Origin of the sequence: Methanosarcina sp. 2.H.T.1A.6, assembly GCF_000979455.1 — an archaeon.
Taxonomy (GTDB): Archaea; Halobacteriota; Methanosarcinia; order Methanosarcinales; family Methanosarcinaceae; genus Methanosarcina.
Genome location: NZ_JJOY01000028.1, coordinates 1 through 18,959 on the forward strand (window position 1 = coordinate 1; position 18,959 = coordinate 18,959).

At 47.3% G+C, this 18,959-nt stretch carries 20 protein-coding genes; 12 read left to right on the plus strand and 8 right to left on the minus strand.

Annotated features, from left to right (window positions below):
• Nucleotides 1–237 precede the first annotated feature (237 nt).
• The 8 genes from EO98_RS07320 to EO98_RS07355 all read right to left on the minus strand — a co-directional run bounded on the left by EO98_RS07320 (nucleotide 238) and on the right by EO98_RS07355 (nucleotide 7,738).
• Nucleotides 238–1,095 carry a DUF3344 domain-containing protein gene (locus EO98_RS07320; protein ID WP_369799034.1) on the minus strand — a complete coding sequence of 286 codons (858 nt, stop codon included), beginning with the start codon at nucleotides 1,093–1,095 and terminating at the stop codon, nucleotides 238–240.
• A gap of 77 nt (nucleotides 1,096–1,172) precedes the next feature.
• Entirely contained in the window at nucleotides 1,173–1,427 is a 255-nt protein-coding gene (locus EO98_RS07325; protein WP_156161060.1) for a hypothetical protein, read from the minus strand.
• Nucleotides 1,428–2,085: 658 nt separating this feature from the next.
• Nucleotides 2,086–2,712, minus strand: coding sequence for a 2-phospho-L-lactate guanylyltransferase (gene cofC / locus EO98_RS07330; RefSeq protein WP_048137258.1), 627 nt, complete (start codon nucleotides 2,710–2,712; stop codon nucleotides 2,086–2,088).
• 52 nt (nucleotides 2,713–2,764) lie between these two features.
• The gene (cofH, locus tag EO98_RS07335) at nucleotides 2,765–3,919 is read right to left on the minus strand and encodes a 7,8-didemethyl-8-hydroxy-5-deazariboflavin synthase subunit CofH (protein WP_048137256.1); all 1,155 of its coding nucleotides are present in this window, start codon (nucleotides 3,917–3,919) and stop codon (nucleotides 2,765–2,767) included.
• Between the two features lie 185 nt (nucleotides 3,920–4,104).
• Nucleotides 4,105–5,235: a 5-amino-6-(D-ribitylamino)uracil--L-tyrosine 4-hydroxyphenyl transferase CofH gene (gene cofH, locus EO98_RS07340; protein WP_048137254.1), complete on the minus strand. Its 1,131-nt coding sequence runs from the start codon at nucleotides 5,233–5,235 to the stop codon at nucleotides 4,105–4,107.
• Nucleotides 5,232–6,263, minus strand: a complete 1,032-nt coding sequence (gene cofG / locus EO98_RS07345) for a 7,8-didemethyl-8-hydroxy-5-deazariboflavin synthase CofG (RefSeq protein WP_048137252.1) — start codon at nucleotides 6,261–6,263, stop codon at nucleotides 5,232–5,234. The genes cofH (EO98_RS07340) and cofG overlap by 4 nt, the downstream gene beginning before the upstream one ends.
• Before the next feature lie 39 nt (nucleotides 6,264–6,302).
• A complete protein-coding gene (locus EO98_RS07350; RefSeq protein ID WP_048137250.1) occupies nucleotides 6,303–7,580 on the minus strand; it encodes an NAD(P)/FAD-dependent oxidoreductase in 1,278 nt (425 codons plus the stop codon).
• Complete coding sequence (locus EO98_RS07355; protein WP_048133022.1) at nucleotides 7,577–7,738, minus strand: 4Fe-4S binding protein; 162 nt, start codon at nucleotides 7,736–7,738, stop codon at nucleotides 7,577–7,579. The genes EO98_RS07350 and EO98_RS07355 overlap by 4 nt, the downstream gene beginning before the upstream one ends.
• Before the next feature lie 1,374 nt (nucleotides 7,739–9,112).
• On the opposite strand from EO98_RS07355, the gene fpoA reads away from it, so the two are divergent.
• Genes fpoA through fpoN form a run of 12 tightly spaced genes read left to right on the plus strand, consistent with a single transcriptional unit; the run spans nucleotide 9,113 to nucleotide 18,952 of the window.
• Nucleotides 9,113–9,502 (plus strand): F420H2 dehydrogenase subunit FpoA, encoded by a 390-nt coding sequence (gene fpoA / locus EO98_RS07365; RefSeq protein ID WP_235283441.1) that lies wholly within the window; start codon nucleotides 9,113–9,115, stop codon nucleotides 9,500–9,502.
• Nucleotides 9,490–10,041, plus strand: a complete 552-nt coding sequence (gene fpoB / locus EO98_RS07370; RefSeq protein WP_048137244.1) for a F(420)H(2) dehydrogenase subunit B — start codon at nucleotides 9,490–9,492, stop codon at nucleotides 10,039–10,041. The genes fpoA and fpoB overlap by 13 nt, the downstream gene beginning before the upstream one ends.
• A 30-nt stretch (nucleotides 10,042–10,071) precedes the next feature.
• Nucleotides 10,072–10,548, plus strand: a complete 477-nt coding sequence (gene fpoC / locus EO98_RS07375; protein ID WP_048137242.1) for a F420H2 dehydrogenase subunit FpoC — start codon at nucleotides 10,072–10,074, stop codon at nucleotides 10,546–10,548.
• Between the two features lie 10 nt (nucleotides 10,549–10,558).
• A complete protein-coding gene (fpoD, locus tag EO98_RS07380; protein WP_048137239.1) occupies nucleotides 10,559–11,683 on the plus strand; it encodes a F420H2 dehydrogenase subunit FpoD in 1,125 nt (374 codons plus the stop codon).
• A 5-nt stretch (nucleotides 11,684–11,688) separates the two neighbouring features.
• Nucleotides 11,689–12,726, plus strand: a complete 1,038-nt coding sequence (fpoH, locus tag EO98_RS07385; protein WP_048137237.1) for a F420H2 dehydrogenase subunit FpoH — start codon at nucleotides 11,689–11,691, stop codon at nucleotides 12,724–12,726.
• Between the two features lie 4 nt (nucleotides 12,727–12,730).
• The gene (gene fpoI / locus EO98_RS07390) at nucleotides 12,731–13,141 is read left to right on the plus strand and encodes a F420H2 dehydrogenase subunit FpoI (RefSeq protein ID WP_048137235.1); all 411 of its coding nucleotides are present in this window, start codon (nucleotides 12,731–12,733) and stop codon (nucleotides 13,139–13,141) included.
• Nucleotides 13,138–13,428, plus strand: coding sequence for an NADH-quinone oxidoreductase subunit J (locus tag EO98_RS19380; RefSeq protein ID WP_048137233.1), 291 nt, complete (start codon nucleotides 13,138–13,140; stop codon nucleotides 13,426–13,428). Before fpoI ends, EO98_RS19380 begins: the two co-directional genes overlap by 4 nt.
• Nucleotides 13,418–13,669 carry a F420H2 dehydrogenase subunit FpoJ gene (gene fpoJ, locus EO98_RS19385; RefSeq protein ID WP_048133001.1) on the plus strand — a complete coding sequence of 84 codons (252 nt, stop codon included), beginning with the start codon at nucleotides 13,418–13,420 and terminating at the stop codon, nucleotides 13,667–13,669. Before EO98_RS19380 ends, fpoJ begins: the two co-directional genes overlap by 11 nt.
• Nucleotides 13,666–13,974: a F420H2 dehydrogenase subunit FpoK gene (gene fpoK / locus EO98_RS07405; RefSeq protein ID WP_048137231.1), complete on the plus strand. Its 309-nt coding sequence runs from the start codon at nucleotides 13,666–13,668 to the stop codon at nucleotides 13,972–13,974. Before fpoJ ends, fpoK begins: the two co-directional genes overlap by 4 nt.
• Entirely contained in the window at nucleotides 13,968–15,986 is a 2,019-nt protein-coding gene (gene fpoL / locus EO98_RS07410) for a F420H2 dehydrogenase subunit FpoL (RefSeq protein ID WP_048137229.1), read from the plus strand. The genes fpoK and fpoL overlap by 7 nt, the downstream gene beginning before the upstream one ends.
• Nucleotides 15,986–17,473: a F(420)H(2) dehydrogenase subunit M gene (fpoM, locus tag EO98_RS07415; protein ID WP_048134267.1), complete on the plus strand. Its 1,488-nt coding sequence runs from the start codon at nucleotides 15,986–15,988 to the stop codon at nucleotides 17,471–17,473. The genes fpoL and fpoM overlap by 1 nt, the downstream gene beginning before the upstream one ends.
• Nucleotides 17,474–17,476: 3 nt before the next feature.
• On the plus strand, nucleotides 17,477–18,952 hold the full coding sequence (fpoN, locus tag EO98_RS07420) for a F(420)H(2) dehydrogenase subunit N (RefSeq protein ID WP_048137227.1): 1,476 nt from the start codon (nucleotides 17,477–17,479) through the stop codon (nucleotides 18,950–18,952).
• Nucleotides 18,953–18,959: the final 7 nt, after the last annotated feature.

Sequence of the window (18,959 nt, forward strand, 5' to 3'; positions counted from 1 at the left end):
AAGTTCAAAAGAGGAAGATTGTGGAAACCGAGATATTCTCGGTTGATGAAAGGATAACAATAATTAGTGGAATTATCGCAATTATGGGAAAAAAGGAACGAGAGAGCACGTGAGGAAGATATCCTCATGTACTTTCATGCCAAGTAAATGGGAAGGTTAGCCGCTTTATTCAGGCTGCCTACACCTACCCAGAATATAATCATCCCATTTCTTCGTGTTACAAGAAAAAACACTTATTTAAGCAGTCTTATTCACCAGCAGGAATGCATTCGCTGCTTGCATCTGACCGTCAGTGTTGGAGTTATCATCATCCAGCCCATTATGGAATATCGCATAATTCTGGCCATTCAGAAGGAAATCTTTGACGTCCGCAGTATCATCCCATGAGAAATCCTTGTCTCGTGGATTTCCATCCCATAATCCAGAAAATACTGCTAACGGATCGCTATTCAAGTATATCTGATTGTATTCTGTGCCTGCGGATGGAGCTACAGTAATAAGAGTTACAGAAGACACACTACTATTGTCCACGTTCGAGAAATTTGCCCAACACTTGGTATCACTCGGTTTTCTGTTATCTTGCCACACAATAGGAGTTGCAGAGTTATCAGTACACTTGAGATATGTCAGGTCACATCCTTCATCAACCCAGTAATCGTAGACCTTACTTCCAGATTCATTGTATAATGTAAGAAGCCCGATGGCCTGAATATTGAATGATTTCTTGTCATCTCCAGTGGTGCTGGGGTCGTTACCATTGTAAGCTTTGGTGTTTGCAACAGTCACATAATACGTATCGATGTTACTTGCATTAACATAGTTAGTGACATCATAAGCATACGTCGCGCTTGGATAATTAAATGTTGGATTATTTGTTCCTTTAGCACTATCATCTTTCCAGTCCACGTATTTCTCGGGTTTAGAGAGAACATTTCCATCGAAAGTTACTGTCATAGTTGGTTCAACACCAATGTCATAGTAACTGCTGTTATTATTAATTTTTAATAAAATAACTCTAAATAATCTTAGTATTAAAAAAATTATTAAATATGATGCTTTCGTACATATCTTCGCAGAAGCGTTTACAATAAACAGAAACGTCTCCTGAGATAATGAGCAGTATTATACCGAAAGTTCCTTGCCTGTAGAAGAAAGAGAATGCAGGCGGGGAGCTAACGGTGCAGGGGCGAAGGCAGCATTCCGGCTTTCCGGAGATCTTTTTTGCGGTTGACTTTGTATTTATGCTTCCTCATCCACTCATACAGGAAATCATAAGTGACATGAAGTTCGTTGGCGATTTCTTTTGTGCTCTTGTCCTGTTGATAATGCACAAGAAATTCGGATTCTTTGATTTTGGTAGATTGTAGCAATTTTAACTGTGGTGGCAAACCTATGTCGTTGCGTGTATTCCATGCGATTCGAGACAAAACGCCCAGGGCTCCAGCTATTTCTTTGTAGTTCATTCCTTCGACATGGAGCCGTTTGAATTGATCGAGATTGACGTTGATTTTCAGGGGCAGGGGGTATAATCTGGTTATACTTTTATCTAAGTGTAGATTTCTTTATATGCGGCGATAAGTATCTTGACTATAATAACATTTGGTATTATGAACTAAATGAAAAGTATTAAATAAAATATTCTCATACACAACATATGTCTCTGCGAACAGATACAAAAACAGAAACGCCTCCTAAATCGGTTAATTGAACATGCAACTCCGTGAATTCCTCACCTGTAAGTGCAGCCAGGTGGGGAGTTTCAGGTGCAGGGGCGAAGCCAGATAAATTGTCTATTGCCTAATATTGAACCTTTTCTGAAATCTTTTCTGAAATCTTTTCTGTTTGTCGCCTGAAAACTGCTCGTGTTTCTGGATTTTTAAGGTTATTCGGTTTGACCGGAGGGGTCAGTTACTATTAGCTACTAACAAAAAGCTGGCATGTGAGAATTCTCAGGTGAAGGGACTTTGCCATAAAATCGAAATTCAAAAAAAAGAAATTCCAAAAAAAGAAATTCCAAATTGTGGAAACTTTCTTTTTTGAAAAGCCGGCAGACAGACCGGCAGTAACACGTTCTCTCTATTGGGTTCAAAGAGGGACCAGTCCAACCCTTCCCCGGCTGACCTCTAACTTGAATTTTCGGTTAATGTAGTCTTTTGCAGTTCCTTTTCCATGGATAAGGAGTTCTACCAGGTCTTCGGGCTCATCTATATCCGTGCCGGCAAGGAAGGAGTCATAGATTTCGAAGTTCTGCCCGGAATCCGTTGCAATTGAACAATGGGTCAGAAAACTCGAACCGTAGTACCTTACCCTGTAGATAGAAGGGTTCTTTATATACAGGGCATTCGTACCTCCGCCTTTCCCGGGAACGATGCAGATATCCTTTTTAGTTGAAGTTATCTCTTTTATATGGTCAGGGGAGAGTAAAGGCAGGTCAGCCATAACAATCAGGACAGGCTCTTTTGCTTCTTCAAGGTACCTGTTAAGAGCTTCATTCAGGTCATTTTCATCCAGTAGAACTCTCGCTTTCGTCATGTCCTCAAGCCCGTAGGCAGAAGGGCTGAGAACGTCGACTTTTTCAATTCCGGCTTCCTTGAGAGAATCTATTACCTGGTTCAGCATGAGTTCTACAAACTCTTCCCTTTCTTCAAGGCTCAGGACAGGGGATAATCGGGATTTTGCACCAGCTTTCTTATAGGGGATGACGGCTCTCATACGGACTCCTGAAAATCATGATCTTTTTATTAGTTACTGATACTTTTTTTCCTTATTCCCTGCTGCCTATTCCAGCTCTTCCGCAATTAGGCAGCGCGCCTTCCCGGTAAGGAAACCTGGGTTCTGCCTTCCGGTACAGGGTGTCCCTCTGCATGGGGATTCTTCCGGCACCTTTTATCATCCATTCAAACTCCGCAGGAGACACGTATTCTCCGTAGTTGCCGCCGGATGCTGTCGAGATCTGGTCTTCCATAAGTGTGCCTCCGAGGTCGTTTGCACCGCATTGGAGGGCAAACTGGGCAAGTTTTTTTCCTAGCTTTACCCAGGTTGCCTGGATGTTGTTTATATGGGTGTGCAGGATCACACGAGAAATTGCAATAAGCTGCAGGTCTTCAAGCCCTGTGCTTGAGAACTTTCCGGATGCGAGCATCTTTTCCCCTACAGGGTTGTTGTAGGGCAAAAAAGACATAGGGATGAGTTCCGAAAACCCGCCGGTTTCCTGCTGGATTTTGCGGATGGTAAAGATATGGTCAAGGCGCTCTTCCAGGGTTTCCACATGTCCGTACATGATGGTTGAATTGGTGGAAATCCCTGCCCTGTGAGCCGCAGTCACCGTATCGATCCACTGCTGGGTATTGATTTTTCCGGGGCAGATAATTTTCCTCACCCTGTCGGAAAGAATCTCGGCCGAGGTTCCGGTAAGAGAGTCAAGCCCGCTTTTTTTAAGTTTACGCATCGCTTCTTCTACGGACATGCCGGAAATTCCTGCTGCATAGTTTACTTCCATAGGGGATAGGGCGTGGACGCAGATATCAGGGAAACTGGATTTTATGGACTCTATAATTTCCAGGTAGAACTCCATATCAGCTTCCGGGGTGTACCCTCCCTGGATGCAGATCTCCACGGCTCCGGCTGCTCTTGCATCTTCTGTTTTTTTCAGGATTTCTTCCACACTCAGTATATAACCAGTCTCGGTCCTGTAGGCGCAGAACCCGCAGTTTCCGATACATTTGTTTGTGATGTAGATATTCCTGTTTACCACATAACTGACAATGTCGCCTACCGCATTGGCTCGAAGTTCATTTGCAAGCTCAAAAAGCTCAAATGGGTTTCCTTCAAGCAGGAGAAGGGCGTCTTCTTTAGTGCATTTTCCCTGATGTGCTCTCTCAATGACAGTCTCAGGGGTTGCCGGTTTTTTCGTGTACATCCCTATCGTTCCTTTCAGATTTCATCTCTTTTAAGCAGGATACCCCTTCCTCGACTCCGAAGGAGGTAGGTGGGGAAGGAATGCGTCAACTCCAGCCCTGCTATTTATTTAATTAATTTTTTATTATTGTAATGGGAATAAAATAATCGTTCCCCACTACCGAAGTAGGGTAATGGGCATCTGGTTTATTCGGAAGCTCCGCACTTTGACATCCTTCGGGAGTTCCCGGAAGCCAGCTCATGCACTTCCCTGTACAGGGTAGTCCTCTCTTTAGGGACCCTTCCGGCTCCGTGGATCATCCACTCCAGTTCTTCGACAGTGATCATTTCCCCGTGGCAGGACCCAGCCGATTTGGAGATACTTTCTTCCATAAGGGTTCCACCAAGGTCGTTGACTCCGCAGTGGAGGGCAAATTGGGCAAATTTTTTCCCGAGTTTCACCCAGCTTGCCTGGATATTATCTATATGCCCGTGGAGGAGGACACGTGAGATTGCATAGATTTTCAGGTCTTCTAATCCCGTTGTGGCATATCTGCCTTCCAGGATCATTTTTTCCCCTACGGGGTTGTTGTAAGGCATAAAAGGCAGGGGCACAAATTCGGTAATTCCTCCGGTTTCTTTCTGTATCTCCCTCAGGATCAGCATATGATCTATCCTTTCCTCCGGAGTTTCCACATGCCCGTACATCATGGTAGAGGTAGTTGGAATTCCTGCAGCATGCGCCTGCCTTACCACTTCAATCCATTCACCGGTCTTTAGTTTTGAGGGGCAGATTATCTCTCTCACCCTGTCAGAAAGGATTTCGGCTGCAGTGCCTGGCATGCTATCAAGCCCGCTTCTTTTGAGCCTTCTTAAGGCCTCGTTTATCTTAATCCCGCTGATACGGGAAGCATGGTAAACTTCCATTGGCGAAAAAGAATGAATATGCATTTCCGGAAATTCGGCTTTTATGGCTTCGGCAATCCCCTGGTAGAAGTCCAGGCCTACATCGGGGAGCAGTCCTCCCTGAATGCAGACTTCAGTGGCATTTTCCTTATCTGCCTCTCTTACCTTTGTCATGATTTCCTCGATGCTCATTACATGGCCTTTATTTGTCCGGAATGCGCAAAAACCGCAGGTTCCCACACAACGGCTTGTGAAATTTATGTTCCTGTTCACGACGTAAGTTACTGTGTCCCCTGCGGCAAGGGAGCGGAGTTCATCTGCAAACCTGAAGAGTTCGAAAGGAGGTATCCCCAGGAGCATGAGAGCATCTTCTTTTGTGCTCTTCCCCTGGTATGCGCGTTCTATGAGGTCTTCGGGAATTTTGCGGTTCATTTTTCAGACTCCTTCGCGTGCCTTTTTCCGGGCAACTTCCTGTAACCTTCCCCGTCCGAGAGCCGCTCTATAAGCTCTCCGATCCTGTCCGAGTACCACCTTTCTTCCACGTACTGCGGGTAGATGGGGAGGCGTTCTCTGAGCGAGATGGCCCCGAGCTTTTCCTGCAGGTCTTTTACATCCGGCCATTCGGCCTCAGGATTGATCCAGTCAATGGTCAGGGGTGATATTCCTCCCAGGTCCGTTACACCTTTTATTATCAGGGCTTTTGGATCAATGAGGTTTGGGGCGACCTGTACTGCCACATCGCGCGGCAGGATCTGCCTGGCAAGGGCTACGGTATCCATCATCTCTTCCACTGCAGGTTCAGGGAAATTTTCCATGGGTGTCCCGGCTTTTGGGGAAAAGTTCTGGATAATGACTTCCTGAATGTGCCCGTACTCCCTGTGAAGGTTTGTGATTGCTTCTAGAGACTTTATTCTGTCATCCCTGCTCTCTCCGATCCCTACAAGGAGGCCGGTTGTATAGGGAATCTTAAGTTTCCCGGCTTCCCGGATAGTCTCAAGCCTGCGTTCCGGAACCTTGCCGGGGCAGTCTTTATGGGCTTCCAGAATTGCCGTAGTCTCAAGCATCAGCCCCATGCTCGCATTTAAGGGCTTGAGGACTTCCAGTTCGGAACGTGTCATAATCCCCGCGTTCGTGTGAGGGAGAATCCCTATCTCGATTGCGGTTTCACAAAGAAAAACAAGGTATTCCAGGGTTGAAGAATATCCAAGCTCTTCAAGCCATTCCCTGTACCCAGGTACCTCTTCTGCATACTCCCCAAAGGTGAAGAGGGCTTCAGTGCACCCTGCCTTTGCTCCTTTTTCAAGAATCGGGACTACCTCTTCAGGCTTCATCAGCCGGGCGCCGGGTTGTCCGGGTTCCCGCTTAAAGCCGCAGTAGCCGCAGTGGTTCCTGCAGATGTTGGTTACTGGGATGAATACGTTTTTAGAGTAGGTTACGAAAGGAGGGTTTTCCGGTGGAATGGTAAAACACCTGCTGAGTTTTGTTTTTTTTCTCTGGGTTTAGCCGAGGATTTTTTTCATGGTTGCAGCCACACCGAGGGCTACTCCTTCGACTTCTATGCCTCCTTTTCCCTTGGCTCCGTCCCCTACGACGTAGAGCCCGGGAATCGGGGTCTCATTGCCAGGGTCCGTACCTGAGGCTGCCCTGTTTACGGGCCAGCTGTCATGGTAGGACTGGATAAGAAGAACTTCGTATTTTTTGCCGGGAAAAAGTTCTTTGAGGTCCGCAAGTCCCATATCTATTTCGGAGTCGAGGTTCTTTACGTTCTCAGGGGCTACATACTGATGACACATAGTAAGATGCTTCCCCGGAGGTGCCAGGTTCGGGTCAGCCTGAGTAACCTCATTGACCCCATTTATACGTCTTGTATAGGGGGTTAGCAGGACTCCGGAGTGCCCGACCAGAGGCTCATCCGCGGCAAGGCAAATCTTTATGCCTGCAGATGGCTGAATGGTCTCAAGCATTTTAAGGTAACCTGCATTCACTTCTCCTGAGAGGGCTTCGCTGCAGAGCAAAGCGGTTGCAGCATGCCCCAGATTACTGATTACAAGGTCAGCTTCATGTTTCTTGCTTTCAGAAATCACCCCTGCAGCTTTTCCTTTTTCAACCAGGATTTTTGAAACTTCCTGCCCGGTATATATTTTCCCACCATTTTCCAGAATCACGGCTTCAAGGGCGTCAATAATTCCTTTACACCCTCCTTCCGGGATGCCTGTGCCTCCGAACCGGTACATATTTTCAATTATCTCAAAAATCTCCTCTACAGGGACCTCATTGCTTTTCAGGCTCAGTGCCCAGCCACAGAAAGAGTCGGCAAACTTTACCAGCCATTCGCCCTTAACCTGAGTTTTTATCCAGGCCTCAAGAGTGACTCCTGAAGGGCGATTTTTCCTTGTGCTCACGATCAAAAAAGCAATTTTCAGGCGGTCCTTATGCGAAAGTAGTGATGGAAATTCAATAAAAGAGATATCTTTGAAGCCTTCCGCATAATCAGGTTTTCCTTGTTTCAGAGGCACGCGTATAGTGGTCTGTTCTGACCGCACTATCCTCACTTCAGCTCCGGCCTCTTCGAGAAGTCGGGCAAGTGGGCCCCCGGGTCCGTGCGGAAGCATATGGAAAGCTCCGCTTGAGAGCTGGAACCCTTTATAATTAAGATTGGTAAACCTGCCTCCTGTAATAGGAAGCCTTTCAAAAACTTCAACCTCATGCCCTGCTTTCGAGAGCCTGGCAGCGCTTAAGAGCCCTCCAAGGCCTGCACCGATTACAATTGTTTTCATGCCGGTACCTCGATGGCTTTTACAGGGCAGTAGGGGATGCACATCCCACATTCCACGCAGGCATCTGTAGCTCGTGCTCTTCCCCTTACTTCTATTGCTCCTTTTTTGCAAAAAGAAGCGCACTGGCCGCATCCTACACAATTATCGTTTATCTTCATGCGATCCACCAGCTTTTCTATCGTGAAAAGACTTATTATAATGTGTTGGTATAGCGTTTTGCTCATATTAGTTTCTCAGGGTCAATGGAAAGCGGGCTTCCCTGATGATAATGTGCTTGTTGTAATATGTAATCGGTAGCACACTATGGATTTATCCCTTTCAGAACATAATATGGCTTCAAAGAACGCTGTCAAATGGTCAAGAAGACCCGTTTTCCTCATAAATATTTATGATTCTTTTGAGTTCAGGCAGGTACAGTGTACATATATTGCTAAGGGATTGTACTGAAGTCTAAAACGAAGGGATGTGAGTAACTGTTGTACTGTCTTTTAATGGATACATCCCCGGGGAATAGTAAACGCACATGACAGTACCCATTGCATATAGCTACTATGACCTTTCTGATATGCCACATGGTATGATGGTTATCGTCTTTTTCTGACGTCTATCGTCTTTTTCTGACACCGATCGTATTTTTCTGACAAGGGCCATATTTTTCCTGACAACTTTTGTATCTTTCTTACTATAATTGTATTTTTGAATAATCTTTGTATTTTTTGACCGCTCTTCTCTATCTGATGCCCTTGACCTGCATATTTGAAGGAAATTGAGTGCCGCCTTTCCCGCACTTAAGAAGGAAATTTTCAACACTTTCAGTTCCTTATTATTTTTATTTTAAAGGTTGCCTCAAGAGCCCTTTATCCTCGGGATTTATCATTATTATTTATACTATATTCAAAGGGTTTTTAATGGGGACTAAAATAATTAACTAATATATATAATTCCTTGCCATTTCCGGAGAAAATGTTGTCATTATATTAAATTATTCACAAAATTTTGTGGCGGTTCAAAGATAATAACATATTTATGTTGTATATATAATTTCGTCAGCAGGTCAGGGCTTTTCCTCTGATTTTTTTCAACATATGTATATTTTAAAAACAGAGTTTTAATTATTTAGACTTAATATTTATATAATATTAATTATCTAGCAAATAGCTATAAATAACCCCTGATTCATTTGCAGAACTAGCATAGCTACCTGGAATCTTAATTATTAATAATATTACTTTCACGGCAATTGAATCCATGCCATCGGAAGAAGGGGTTCCCCTGACTTTCGGCAATTTATTACCTAAAATAGGGCAAGGAAAAAATAAATTTTTCAGAGCCCGGCAGTCAGGTGTCTGTATTCAAAGGGCCCTATTCGGAAGAGGGGGTACCCGGATACGGGCATTCCCTACAGGACCTGTATTCGGATCATTGTGGTTTTTCTAAATAACCTGGGAATCCGGATACAGTTTTTTTGTCCGCTCATCTTTATAAATCTAAAATCATGATCATGCGGAACTGCAGTTTCAGATTGCTGCACTTTGATAGGTGATACAATGTCTGGAATAATTGATAGCTATATACCGGTTGCAATATTTCTTGCCGTGGGACTGGTCATGCCGCCCATGACAATGTTCATCGTAAAGCAACTGAGTCCGAGGAGCAAGGCAGCCAACAAATACACGACATACGAATCGGGTTCCGTTCCTATAGGAACTGCCAGGATCCAGTTCAATGTCGAGTATTATCTCTATGCGATTGCTTTTGTTCTCTTTGATATTGAGGTGCTTTTCCTTTACCCATGGGCTACAGTCTATAAGGGGCATGGGATTACCTCAATTGCAGTAGTTGAGATGTTTGCATTTATCTTCATACTGCTCTTCGGATACGTTTATCTCTGGAAGAAGGAGGCCCTTACATGGGTGAAGTGAAGGAGAAAAAAACGAATTACTCAAAAGAAACTCCGGAAGAAATCCCCGGCGTTATCACAACAACCACCAGTGCAATCCACAAATTCCTTAAGAAAACCAAGGCTCAGGATCTTATCAACTGGGGGCGGAAAAATTCGCTCTGGTTCATGACCCAGCCAATGGGCTGCTGTGGTGTGGAAATGATCGCTACGGGCTGTGCCCACTATGATACTGACCGCTTCGGGATCATTCCCAGGAACTCCCCAAGACATGCGGATGTCATGATCATCAGTGGTTATGTGACAAAAAAATACCTGCCGGCCCTGAAGAGGCTCTGGGAACAGATGCCTGCTCCTAAATGGGTTCTCTGCATGGGTGACTGTTCAATCAGCGGCGGTCCCTTTTATGAGTCCTACAGCACGGTGCAGAATATCGATGAGCTTTTTCCTATCGATGTCTTCATTCCCGGATGTCCTCCAAGACCCGAAGCCCTGATCCAGGGATTTGTGGAACTGCAGGAAAAGATAAAAGCCAAAAAAGACCTGGGAACGGAATACTGAGGAGATTTCAGGCTTATTTGAGGGAATACAATGGATGCCAGAACAATCATAGAATCATTAACCGGCAAATTTCCGGAGGCAATTTCCGAAGCCGGGATCGAATCTCCGATCCGTATCCGGGCATATGTGGATAAGGAGAAAGCAAAAGAAGTCTGCCAGTACCTTAAGGACTCCCTTCAGTTCGACCACCTCTGTTCCGTTTGCGGAGTGGACTACCCTCCGAGGAACGAGCTGGAAGCGGTGTATCATATAGCTTCATATGACCATCCTGTAGTTCTGATGTTGAAAGCGAGGCTGCCCAGGAATACTCCGGAAATCGAGTCTATTGTACCGGTATACTGGAATGCGAACTGGTATGAGAGAGAGACCTACGAACTCTTCGGGATTATGTTTAAAAACCACCCTAATCTGAAGCCTCTTGTGCTCCCCGAAGATATGCTGGGTGAGTGGCCTCTTCGAAAAGACTACGAGGGTTTCCCGAACAAGACCGCAAGAAACCTGGTGTGAGGGGTGAAAAATGGAAGAAATGCTTGAACCAAATGAAATGATCGTACACCTGGGCCCCCAGCATCCCATGCAGCCCGGACCTTTCAGGTTAAACCTGAGGTTGAAAGGGGAAACTGTGATGGATGCTGAAGTGGAACTGGGTTATATTCACAAAGGCATTGAAAAAATCCTGGAGAACAAGACCTACCTTCAGGGAATCACGATAGTTGACAGGATCTGTTACCTTGTAGCCCTGACAAACGAAGAATGTTTTGTGGGCTGCGCCGAAAAGCTGTTAGGCATCGAACCGCCGGAGAGAGCACAGTATATAAGGGTTATTTTAGAAGAACTCTCCAGGCTCCAGAGTCACCTGCTTGGTCTGGGAGAGTTCGGGGAGTTCATCGGCTTCGTGTCCATGTTCATGTATACGATTAAGGAAAGGGAAGAAGTTGTCGGCCTTATTGATATGGTCACCGGGGCAAGGGTTACTCACAGCTACCTTAAATTCGGAGGGGTACGCGAAGACCTGCCGGTCGGGTTCAAGGAAAAAGCTCTCCCGATCCTGAACAACCTCAAGAAAGTTATTGAAGATTACGAGGGAATGTTCTACTCGGACAGAATTTACAGGGAACGGACCATAGGAGTCGGAGTCCTGACTGCAGATGTTGCAAAGAGCTTCGGGGTTTCCGGGCCTGCTCTGCGGGCAACGGGTGTTCCTTTCGATATCCGGAAGAATGAGCCCTACCTTGTGTATAAAGACCTGGACTTCAAGGTCTGCACGGAAACCGCAGGGGACTGTTTTGCAAGGGTGCAGGTAAGGCTTAACGAGATGCGGGAAAGCATCTACATCCTTGAACAGTGCCTTGACCAGATCCCCAATGGACCTCTATTCCCTGAAGGGACCCCTTACGGCAGAAGGACTCCTGTAATGAGAGTTCCTGCAGGTGAGGTGTTCCACAGAGTCGAAGACCCAAGAGGCGAGATGGGCATGTACATGATCTCCGACGGCACAGACAAGCCATACAGGGTAAAAGTCAGAGGACCTTACTTCCCGACCCTTCAGGCTCTGCCTCCATTGATCAAGGGCACAACAGTTGCAGACGTTGCAGCGATTTCAGGCAGTATGGACGGCTGCACCAGTGAAGCGGACAGGTGATTGTAATGATAGAAATCCCTGAATTAATAATTCCCTTTATCCCCTGGATCCGCGGGCTTGTGGGCCTGTCTCTTGTGGGGGCCATCTTCCTTGGAGCAATGGGTGCTGTCTGGATTGAGCGTAAACTCTCAGCCGACATCCAGTTCAGGTACGGGCCTTCAAGAGTAGGTAAGTTCGGGCTTCTGCAGCTGGTGGCTGACGCTATCAAGCTCTTTACGAAAGAAGACCTGAGGCCGAAGAATGCTGACCGCATGCTCTTTGACAACGCCACGATCTTCATGATGAGCTCGGTCTTCCTGATGCTTGTCGCAATCCCGGTAGGTGCAGTCTTCATCAACGGGGTCGAGTACCCTCTGGCTGTAACCGAGATGGATATCAGTATTCTTTATATTGAGGCAATGTCTGCGCTTACCATTTTCGGGATCTTCATGATTGCCTATGGTTCTAACAACAAGTATTCTCTTCTTGGAGCTTTCAGGAACTTTGCCCGAATGGTAGGGTATGAAGTGCCCCTTGGGATCACTGTTGTCAGTGTTGGTATAATGACAGGTTCCCTGAACATAGTGGAAATTGCCAGCGCCCAGGGGCTTCTCTGGAATATCTTCCTGCAGCCTATCGGATTCATTGTTTTCTTTATTGCACTTATGGCTGATATGGGTAGGCTTCCTTTTGACCAGAACGAGTCTGAAGAAGAACTGGTCGCTGGATGGATTACCGAATACAGTGGAATGCGTTTCGGTCTCGGTTTCTTTGCCGAGTATATCCACATGATCCTCGGTTCCTTCCTTGTTGCACTTCTCTTCCTTGGCGGCTGGAACGTGCCGGCTTTTGTCTCAAACAACCCGGTGCTTGGCTTTATTGTCCCCACAGGTTTCCTGCTTATTAAAACCGTGCTTGTGCTGATGACGATCATCGGAATGAGATGGGCTGTCCCAAGGTACAGGATCGATCAGGTAGTAGACCTGAGCTGGAAAAAACTCCTCCCCCTGTCCCTCTTGAACCTTGTCTGGGCAGTGGGCCTTGGACTCTATCTGGGGGCTTAAGAGTATGGTTCTTAAAAACATCAGATATGCGCTTAAAAACATCCCTCAAAAACGCGTAACCAGGCTGTGCCCGGAAGTGGAAACCCCGCTCTCCGACAGGTTCAGGGGGCTTCAGATCCTCGACAAAAGCAAATGCATTGGCTGTGGAATCTGTGCCAACACCTGCCCTAACAGCGCGATTAAGATCATTAAAGCCCCGGTTGCCCCTGGCAGCGGCAAACAGAGGTGGTTCCCTGAAATCGACATAGGCCACTGCCTCTTCTGCGGGCTCTGCATTGACCAGTGCCCCAAAGGTGCTCTTTCCAGCGGGAAAGAATACGCCAAAGGCATGGTGAAATGGACTCATAAAGACCTGCTCATGACTCCTGACAAACTCGCAAGGGAAGTAGATATCGATGAAGGTGATGAAAAATGATCGGAATTGAAACTATCGGAGCAGCTCTGGAAATGGCTGTCTTCGGGCTTCTTGCGGTTGTCACAGTCTTCTTTGCAATCTTTGTTGTTATTGCAAAGGACGTTGTAAGAGCCGGGCTTTCCCTGATCATGTGCATGTTCGGCGTTGCAGCGTGTTATATCCTCTTAAACGCCCAGTTCCTGGGAGTTGTCCAGGTGCTGGTCTATATCGGAGCAATCGGAGTGCTGATCCTCTTTGCAGTTATGCTGACAAAGCGCGAACTGGGAGGTGGGTCCGGTGCGAATTAACAGACTCCCGGCTCTTCTCGTAGTCCTGCTCTTTGTTGCTGTTGTTGTTACAGGAGTTTTTGGGACTTCCTGGAATACGGTTTCGGAACTCCCTGAGAATCCGGCTGACCCGAGCAATATCGAGGGCATAGGTATGTTGATCTTTACCCAGTATGTAGTGCCTTTCGAGGTCCTGTCAATTGTCCTGCTTGCATCCCTTATAGGAGCAATCTACATGGCAAAAGGGGAGGGCAACAGATGACTGCTATTCCATTAACATTTTATCTCGGCCTTGCAGCCCTGCTCTTTTCAATCGGGCTTTATGGCGTAATGACGCATAAAAGCGGTATCAGGATGATCATGTGTATAGAGCTCATGCTGAACTCCGCAAACCTGAACCTTGTGGCTTTTTCAAGCTATACGGATACCCTTAACGGGCAGGTCTTTGCCATATTCTCGATTGCCCTTGCAGCTGCTGAAGCAGCAGTCGGGTTTGCGATTTTCATGGCAATCTACAGAATGCACGAAAAAATTAATATTGATGAGCTTAACATCCTGAGGTGGTAAAAACGGCTCTGGAAGAATTTGCATTTTTGATCCCCCTGCTTCCGGCACTGGCTTTTGCGATCACCTTCTTCTTTGGCAAGAAAATGCCTTCGGGAGGGGCAATCGTTCCCATCCTTGCCATTGCTGCCTCCTTCGTAATCTCTTTTGCGATTACCCTCGGGCTGCTGGCAAACCCCGAAGAGGTCGTAAACCAGTCCTATTCCTGGTTTGCAGTGCTCAATCTTGGAATATTAATTGACCCGCTGGCTGCAGTCATGCTGTCAATGGTCACATTCGTGAGCCTGCTGATCCATATTTACGCAGTTAGCTATATGTCCCATGATGCCGGAAAGGCCAGGTATTTTGCAGAAACCGCCCTTTTCACCGCGGCAATGCTTTCCCTGATCCTCTCGGACAACATTGTGCAGCTCTTTGTTTCCTGGGAACTTGTCGGGCTTTGTTCTTATCTCCTGATCGGTTTCTGGTTCGAAAAACCCTCAGCTGCAGCCGCAGCCAAGAAAGCTTTCCTTACAACCAGGATCGGAGACGTAATGTTCCTTACAGGAATAATCGTGCTCACTTCCGATCTTCTTAAGGTTGCAGGCGGGTTCCAGGACGGAGTTTACCTGCTTCGTTTTGACGAAATCTTCAGTTATATCCCCCAGCTTTCGGCTCTGCAGGCAAACATTTTCGGCTTTGAAATAAGCCACCTTACTATTATCACCCTGCTCTTCTTCGGTGGAGCAGTAGGAAAGTCCGGGCAGTTCCCCCTCCATGTGTGGCTGCCTGACGCAATGGAAGGCCCAACAACCGTCTCAGCTCTCATCCATGCCGCAACAATGGTTACTGCCGGTGTTTATCTGGTCGCAAGGACCTTCCCTATGTTTATTGCAGCCCCTGACTCCCTTATGGTAGTCGCTTACTTTGGAGGCTTTACCGCTCTCTTTGCAGGCACAATGGGCATTGTAATGAACGACCTCAAGCGTGTACTTGCGTTCTCAACCATCAGCCAGCTCGGATACATGATGCTGGGTCTGGGTCTCGGTTCGGCAATAGGGCTTGAAGCAGTTGGTATATCCCTTTTCCACCTGATCAACCATGCTTTCTTTAAGGCTCTCCTTTTCCTCTGTGCAGGCAGTGTAATCCATGCAGTCGGCACCCAGGATATGAGGGAACTCGGAGGCGTAGGAAAGGTAATGCCAATTACTGCTGTCACCATGACAATTGCAGCTCTTGCACTGGCAGGTTTCGGTATCCCCGGGACCTCAATAGGGACAAGCGGCTTCATTTCAAAGGATGCAATTATTGAAGCTGCATACCTCTTCGGAGAACACAGCAACAACTGGATCCCGTACATATTCTCAATTGCTGCTGCCTTCCTGACATCCCTCTACATCTTCAGGCTGATCTTCATGACCTTTACAGGGAAGCCGAGAAGCAACTATCACGGGCACGAGTCCCCTGCCATTATGACCATTCCTCTTTCCATTCTGGCACTCTTTGCTCTTGTTTTCGGCGCACTGACCCATACAGGGTTCATGAAGTTCCTTGAAGAAACCTTTGCCAACAGTTTCGTAAACCTTGACATAGGAAGCCTTGCCGGCATAGGCGGAAACGAGCTTGTAGAGGCAGCAGGACACGAGCCTCTCTTTATTCTGTGGCTTCCGTTAATAGTCGCCCTTGCAGGCCTTGCAATTGCTTTCGTGATCTATTACCTCAGAGCAGTGAAACTCGGGCCTCTTGCTTCCATGAAGAACCCGATTTACAAGCTGCTCTACAAGCGTTACTACCAGCACGAAATCTATACCGAGTTTTTCTCAATCGGAATAGTTTACGGAGTTATTGCTTTCCTCACGCAGGTAGTTGATGTGATCGTTGACAGCATTGTGGAAGGAATAGGAATTCTCACGGTTGGTATAGGTGAAGAACTCCGGAAGGTTCAGACAGGGGTTGTCCAGACCTATGCAACCGTCATAATTGCAGGTGTGAGCCTGCTAATAATACTCGTTAAATTGATAATGGAGGTACTCTGATGCTGCCGGTCGCATCGTTGTTGATTCTGGTGCCGCTGATTTTCGCAGTCGTGACCTTTTTCACAAAAACAAAAGACCAGGCTGCAGGATTGGGCCTTGTCGGGTCGCTTGCGACTCTGGGCCTTACCCTTTACGCCTATCTGAACTTTGACAGCAGTACTGCTGCAATGCAGTTCTATGAATCTGTGAAGTGGATTCCCTTCCTCGGGGTCAACTATTCAGTTGGAATTGACGGCATTTCCATGCCTCTTATCCTCCTGAATGCACTCGTTATCCCGCTTATGATCCTCTATAGCTGGAAAGAAGATCGGGAAGCCCCTAACAGGTTCTACGGGCTGATCCTTACCATGCAGGCCGCAGTCATAGGCGTCTTCGTAGCCCTTGACTTTGTAGTCTTCTATATATTCTGGGAACTTACCCTGGTGCCACTCTTCTTCATTGTAAATATCTGGGGTGGAGAAAAGCGGGCTCATGCGTCCTACAAGTTCTTTATCTACACGCATGTTGCATCTCTCGTGATGCTGCTCGGAATCTTCGGGCTCTTTTACGCAGCCCTGCATCAGACAGGTGTTCCTACATTTGATATAAGAGAGCTGATCGCACAGTTCCAGTTCTTCGAACCCGGCCTGATGAAAGATGGAATATTCCTTGCAATCCTCTTCGGGTTCCTGGCAAAGATGCCGACTTTTCCCTTCCACTCGTGGCTTCCGGATGCATATGCCGAGGCTCCTACTGCAGGCAGTGTACTCTTTATCCTGCTCAAAATCGGAGGGTACGGGCTTTTCAGGATTTCACTCCCTATGCTCCCGAACACTGGTAATCCCAAGCTGATGATCATGATGCTGGGCCTGCTCGGTTCTTTCAGCATAGTCTACGGGGCTCTTCTGGCTCTGCGGCAGAAAGACCTCAAGCGCATGATCGCTTACTCCAGTTTGAGCCACATGGGATTTGTTACCCTGGGTTCAGCCGGCCTTGTTACCCTTTCGGTTTCAGGCGCCATGTTCCAGCAGTTCTCCCACGGGCTTATCATGAGCATCCTGTTCATGTCTGCCGGTGCAATCCAGGCCACCACAGGCACAAGGATCATTAACGACCTCGGCGGGCTTGCAAAGAAAATGCCAATGCTCACAGTGGTTATGATGGTCGGGTTTATGGCATCCCTTGGCCTTCCGGGGCTAACAGGCTTTATTGCCGAGTTCCTGGTCCTGACCTTCACTTTCGTGAACCTGCCTGGCTTTGTCTTATTTGCCCTGCTGGCAATAGTGATTACTGCAGGTTACCACCTCTGGGCAATGCAGAGGGCAATGTTCGGAGTGTATAATGAGAAGCTCGGGGATGTCAGGGACATAAATTCCCTGCAGGTCTTTTCAATGGCAGCTCTTGCCCTTCTGGTGCTTTATTTCGGCCTGAACCCGAGCCCGGTGCTTGATATGATGATTAAAAATTCGGAAGCAATAGTCAGCCTTGCGGCTGTCCTGGGGGTGTAAGAAATGGAAGAATTAATGTATCTTGCACCTGAAATTGTATTAGTTGCAACCGGCCTGGCCGTACTTATGGCCGGAGTCTTCCTGTCCCCCAGGTCTAAGAATGTACTGGGTTACCTGGCAACTCTTGGAATCCTTGCAGCCCTTGTCCTGACGGTTAAAAGCTTCGGGCTTCTGAGGATGGAAGACTTCCAGGTTGGATATTCGATTTTCTCAGAAACTCTGAGTATCGATGCCCTCTCCCAGTTTTTCAAACTGGTCTTCCTGGCAGTTGCTCTGATTGTTTCGCTTGCCTCAATCAAGTACACTGAAAACAGCGAGCACACAGAAGAGTTCTACACCCTGATGCTCTTTGCAACCGTCGGAATGATGTTTGTAGCATCGGCAAACGACCTGATAGTGCTCTTCTGTGCCTTTGAGCTGGCAAGTCTTGCAACCTATGCGCTTGCAGGCTATGAAAAGCAGAACGCAAGGTCCCTCGAAGGAGCCATGAAGTACTTCGTGATCGGCTCGGTTTCTGCAGCGCTCATGCTCTTCGGGATTTCCTTTGTTTACGGGGCAACCGGCACTACCAGCATACCAATTATTGCTGCAAACTCCGGCCTCCTGACACAAAACCCTATAGGGCTTGTCGCAGTCGTGCTGCTGATTGCAGGTTTCGGCTTCAAGATGGCTCTGGTGCCCTTCCATATGTGGGCTCCGGATACCTATCAGGGGTCCCCTTCAGTTGTTTCCGCCCTGCTTGCAGCCGGGTCCAAGAAGATGGGATTTGTGGCAGCCTTCAGGATTTTCATTGTGGTTCTTGCAGCCCTCCAGCCTGACTGGCAGCTTGCTTTCACCATCCTGGCAGTGGTAACAATGACCTTCGGAAACGTGGTCGCAGTTGCTCAGACCAGCGTAAAAAGGATGCTTGCTTACTCCTCCCTGGCACAGGCAGGATACATTGCAATGGCTTTTGCGGTAATGACCCCTGTAGCTCTTACAGGTGGCATCATGTACGCCCTTGCCCATGCTTTTATGAAAGCAGGAGCTTTTATCGCAGCCGGAGTAGTTGTCTGGATGGTAACCTCGGAAAAGAGAGGAAACCTCGACATCCCCGATCATCTTGACAGCTTCAGGGGCCTTGGGAAGAGAATGCCTCTGGCAGCCCTTTCCATGACGATCTTCGTCTTTGCCCTTGCAGGTATCCCCCCAACTGCCGGCTTCATGGCCAAGTTCGTGCTCTTCTCCTCAACCATTGAGGCAGGCATGACCTGGCTTGCAGTGATTGCAATCCTGAACAGTGCCCTTTCACTGTTCTACTACGCAAGGCTTGTGAAATACATGTACTTCCTTCCCCCCGAAGGTAAAAAAGTCAGCATTCCTTTCCCATACGCAGCCTCCCTTCTTGTTGCAGTGGCCGGTGTACTGGCAATGGGTCTCTGGCCCGATCCCTTCATAAAATGGGCAATGGAAGCAGCACTGGTACTATTACCATTCTAAGGAGGTA

Excerpts from the sequence above, each read along its gene's own strand:
- fpoI (WP_048137235.1), top strand. The coding sequence starts at position 12,731 with ATGGTTCTTAAAAACATCAGATATGCGCTTAAAAACATCCCTCAAAAA.
- EO98_RS07355 (WP_048133022.1), bottom strand. The coding sequence starts at position 7,738 with ATGAAGATAAACGATAATTGTGTAGGATGCGGCCAGTGCGCTTCTTTT.
- cofH (WP_048137254.1), bottom strand. The coding sequence starts at position 5,235 with ATGAACCGCAAAATTCCCGAAGACCTCATAGAACGCGCATACCAGGGG.
- cofC (WP_048137258.1), bottom strand. The coding sequence starts at position 2,712 with ATGAGAGCCGTCATCCCCTATAAGAAAGCTGGTGCAAAATCCCGATTA.
- fpoD (WP_048137239.1), top strand. The coding sequence starts at position 10,559 with ATGGAAGAAATGCTTGAACCAAATGAAATGATCGTACACCTGGGCCCC.
- fpoM (WP_048134267.1), top strand. The coding sequence starts at position 15,986 with ATGCTGCCGGTCGCATCGTTGTTGATTCTGGTGCCGCTGATTTTCGCA.
- EO98_RS19380 (WP_048137233.1), top strand. The coding sequence starts at position 13,138 with ATGATCGGAATTGAAACTATCGGAGCAGCTCTGGAAATGGCTGTCTTC.
- fpoB (WP_048137244.1), top strand. The coding sequence starts at position 9,490 with ATGGGTGAAGTGAAGGAGAAAAAAACGAATTACTCAAAAGAAACTCCG.
- cofH (WP_048137256.1), bottom strand. The coding sequence starts at position 3,919 with ATGTACACGAAAAAACCGGCAACCCCTGAGACTGTCATTGAGAGAGCA.
- EO98_RS07350 (WP_048137250.1), bottom strand. The coding sequence starts at position 7,580 with ATGAAAACAATTGTAATCGGTGCAGGCCTTGGAGGGCTCTTAAGCGCT.
- fpoK (WP_048137231.1), top strand. The coding sequence starts at position 13,666 with ATGACTGCTATTCCATTAACATTTTATCTCGGCCTTGCAGCCCTGCTC.
- fpoH (WP_048137237.1), top strand. The coding sequence starts at position 11,689 with ATGATAGAAATCCCTGAATTAATAATTCCCTTTATCCCCTGGATCCGC.
- fpoC (WP_048137242.1), top strand. The coding sequence starts at position 10,072 with ATGGATGCCAGAACAATCATAGAATCATTAACCGGCAAATTTCCGGAG.
- fpoN (WP_048137227.1), top strand. The coding sequence starts at position 17,477 with ATGGAAGAATTAATGTATCTTGCACCTGAAATTGTATTAGTTGCAACC.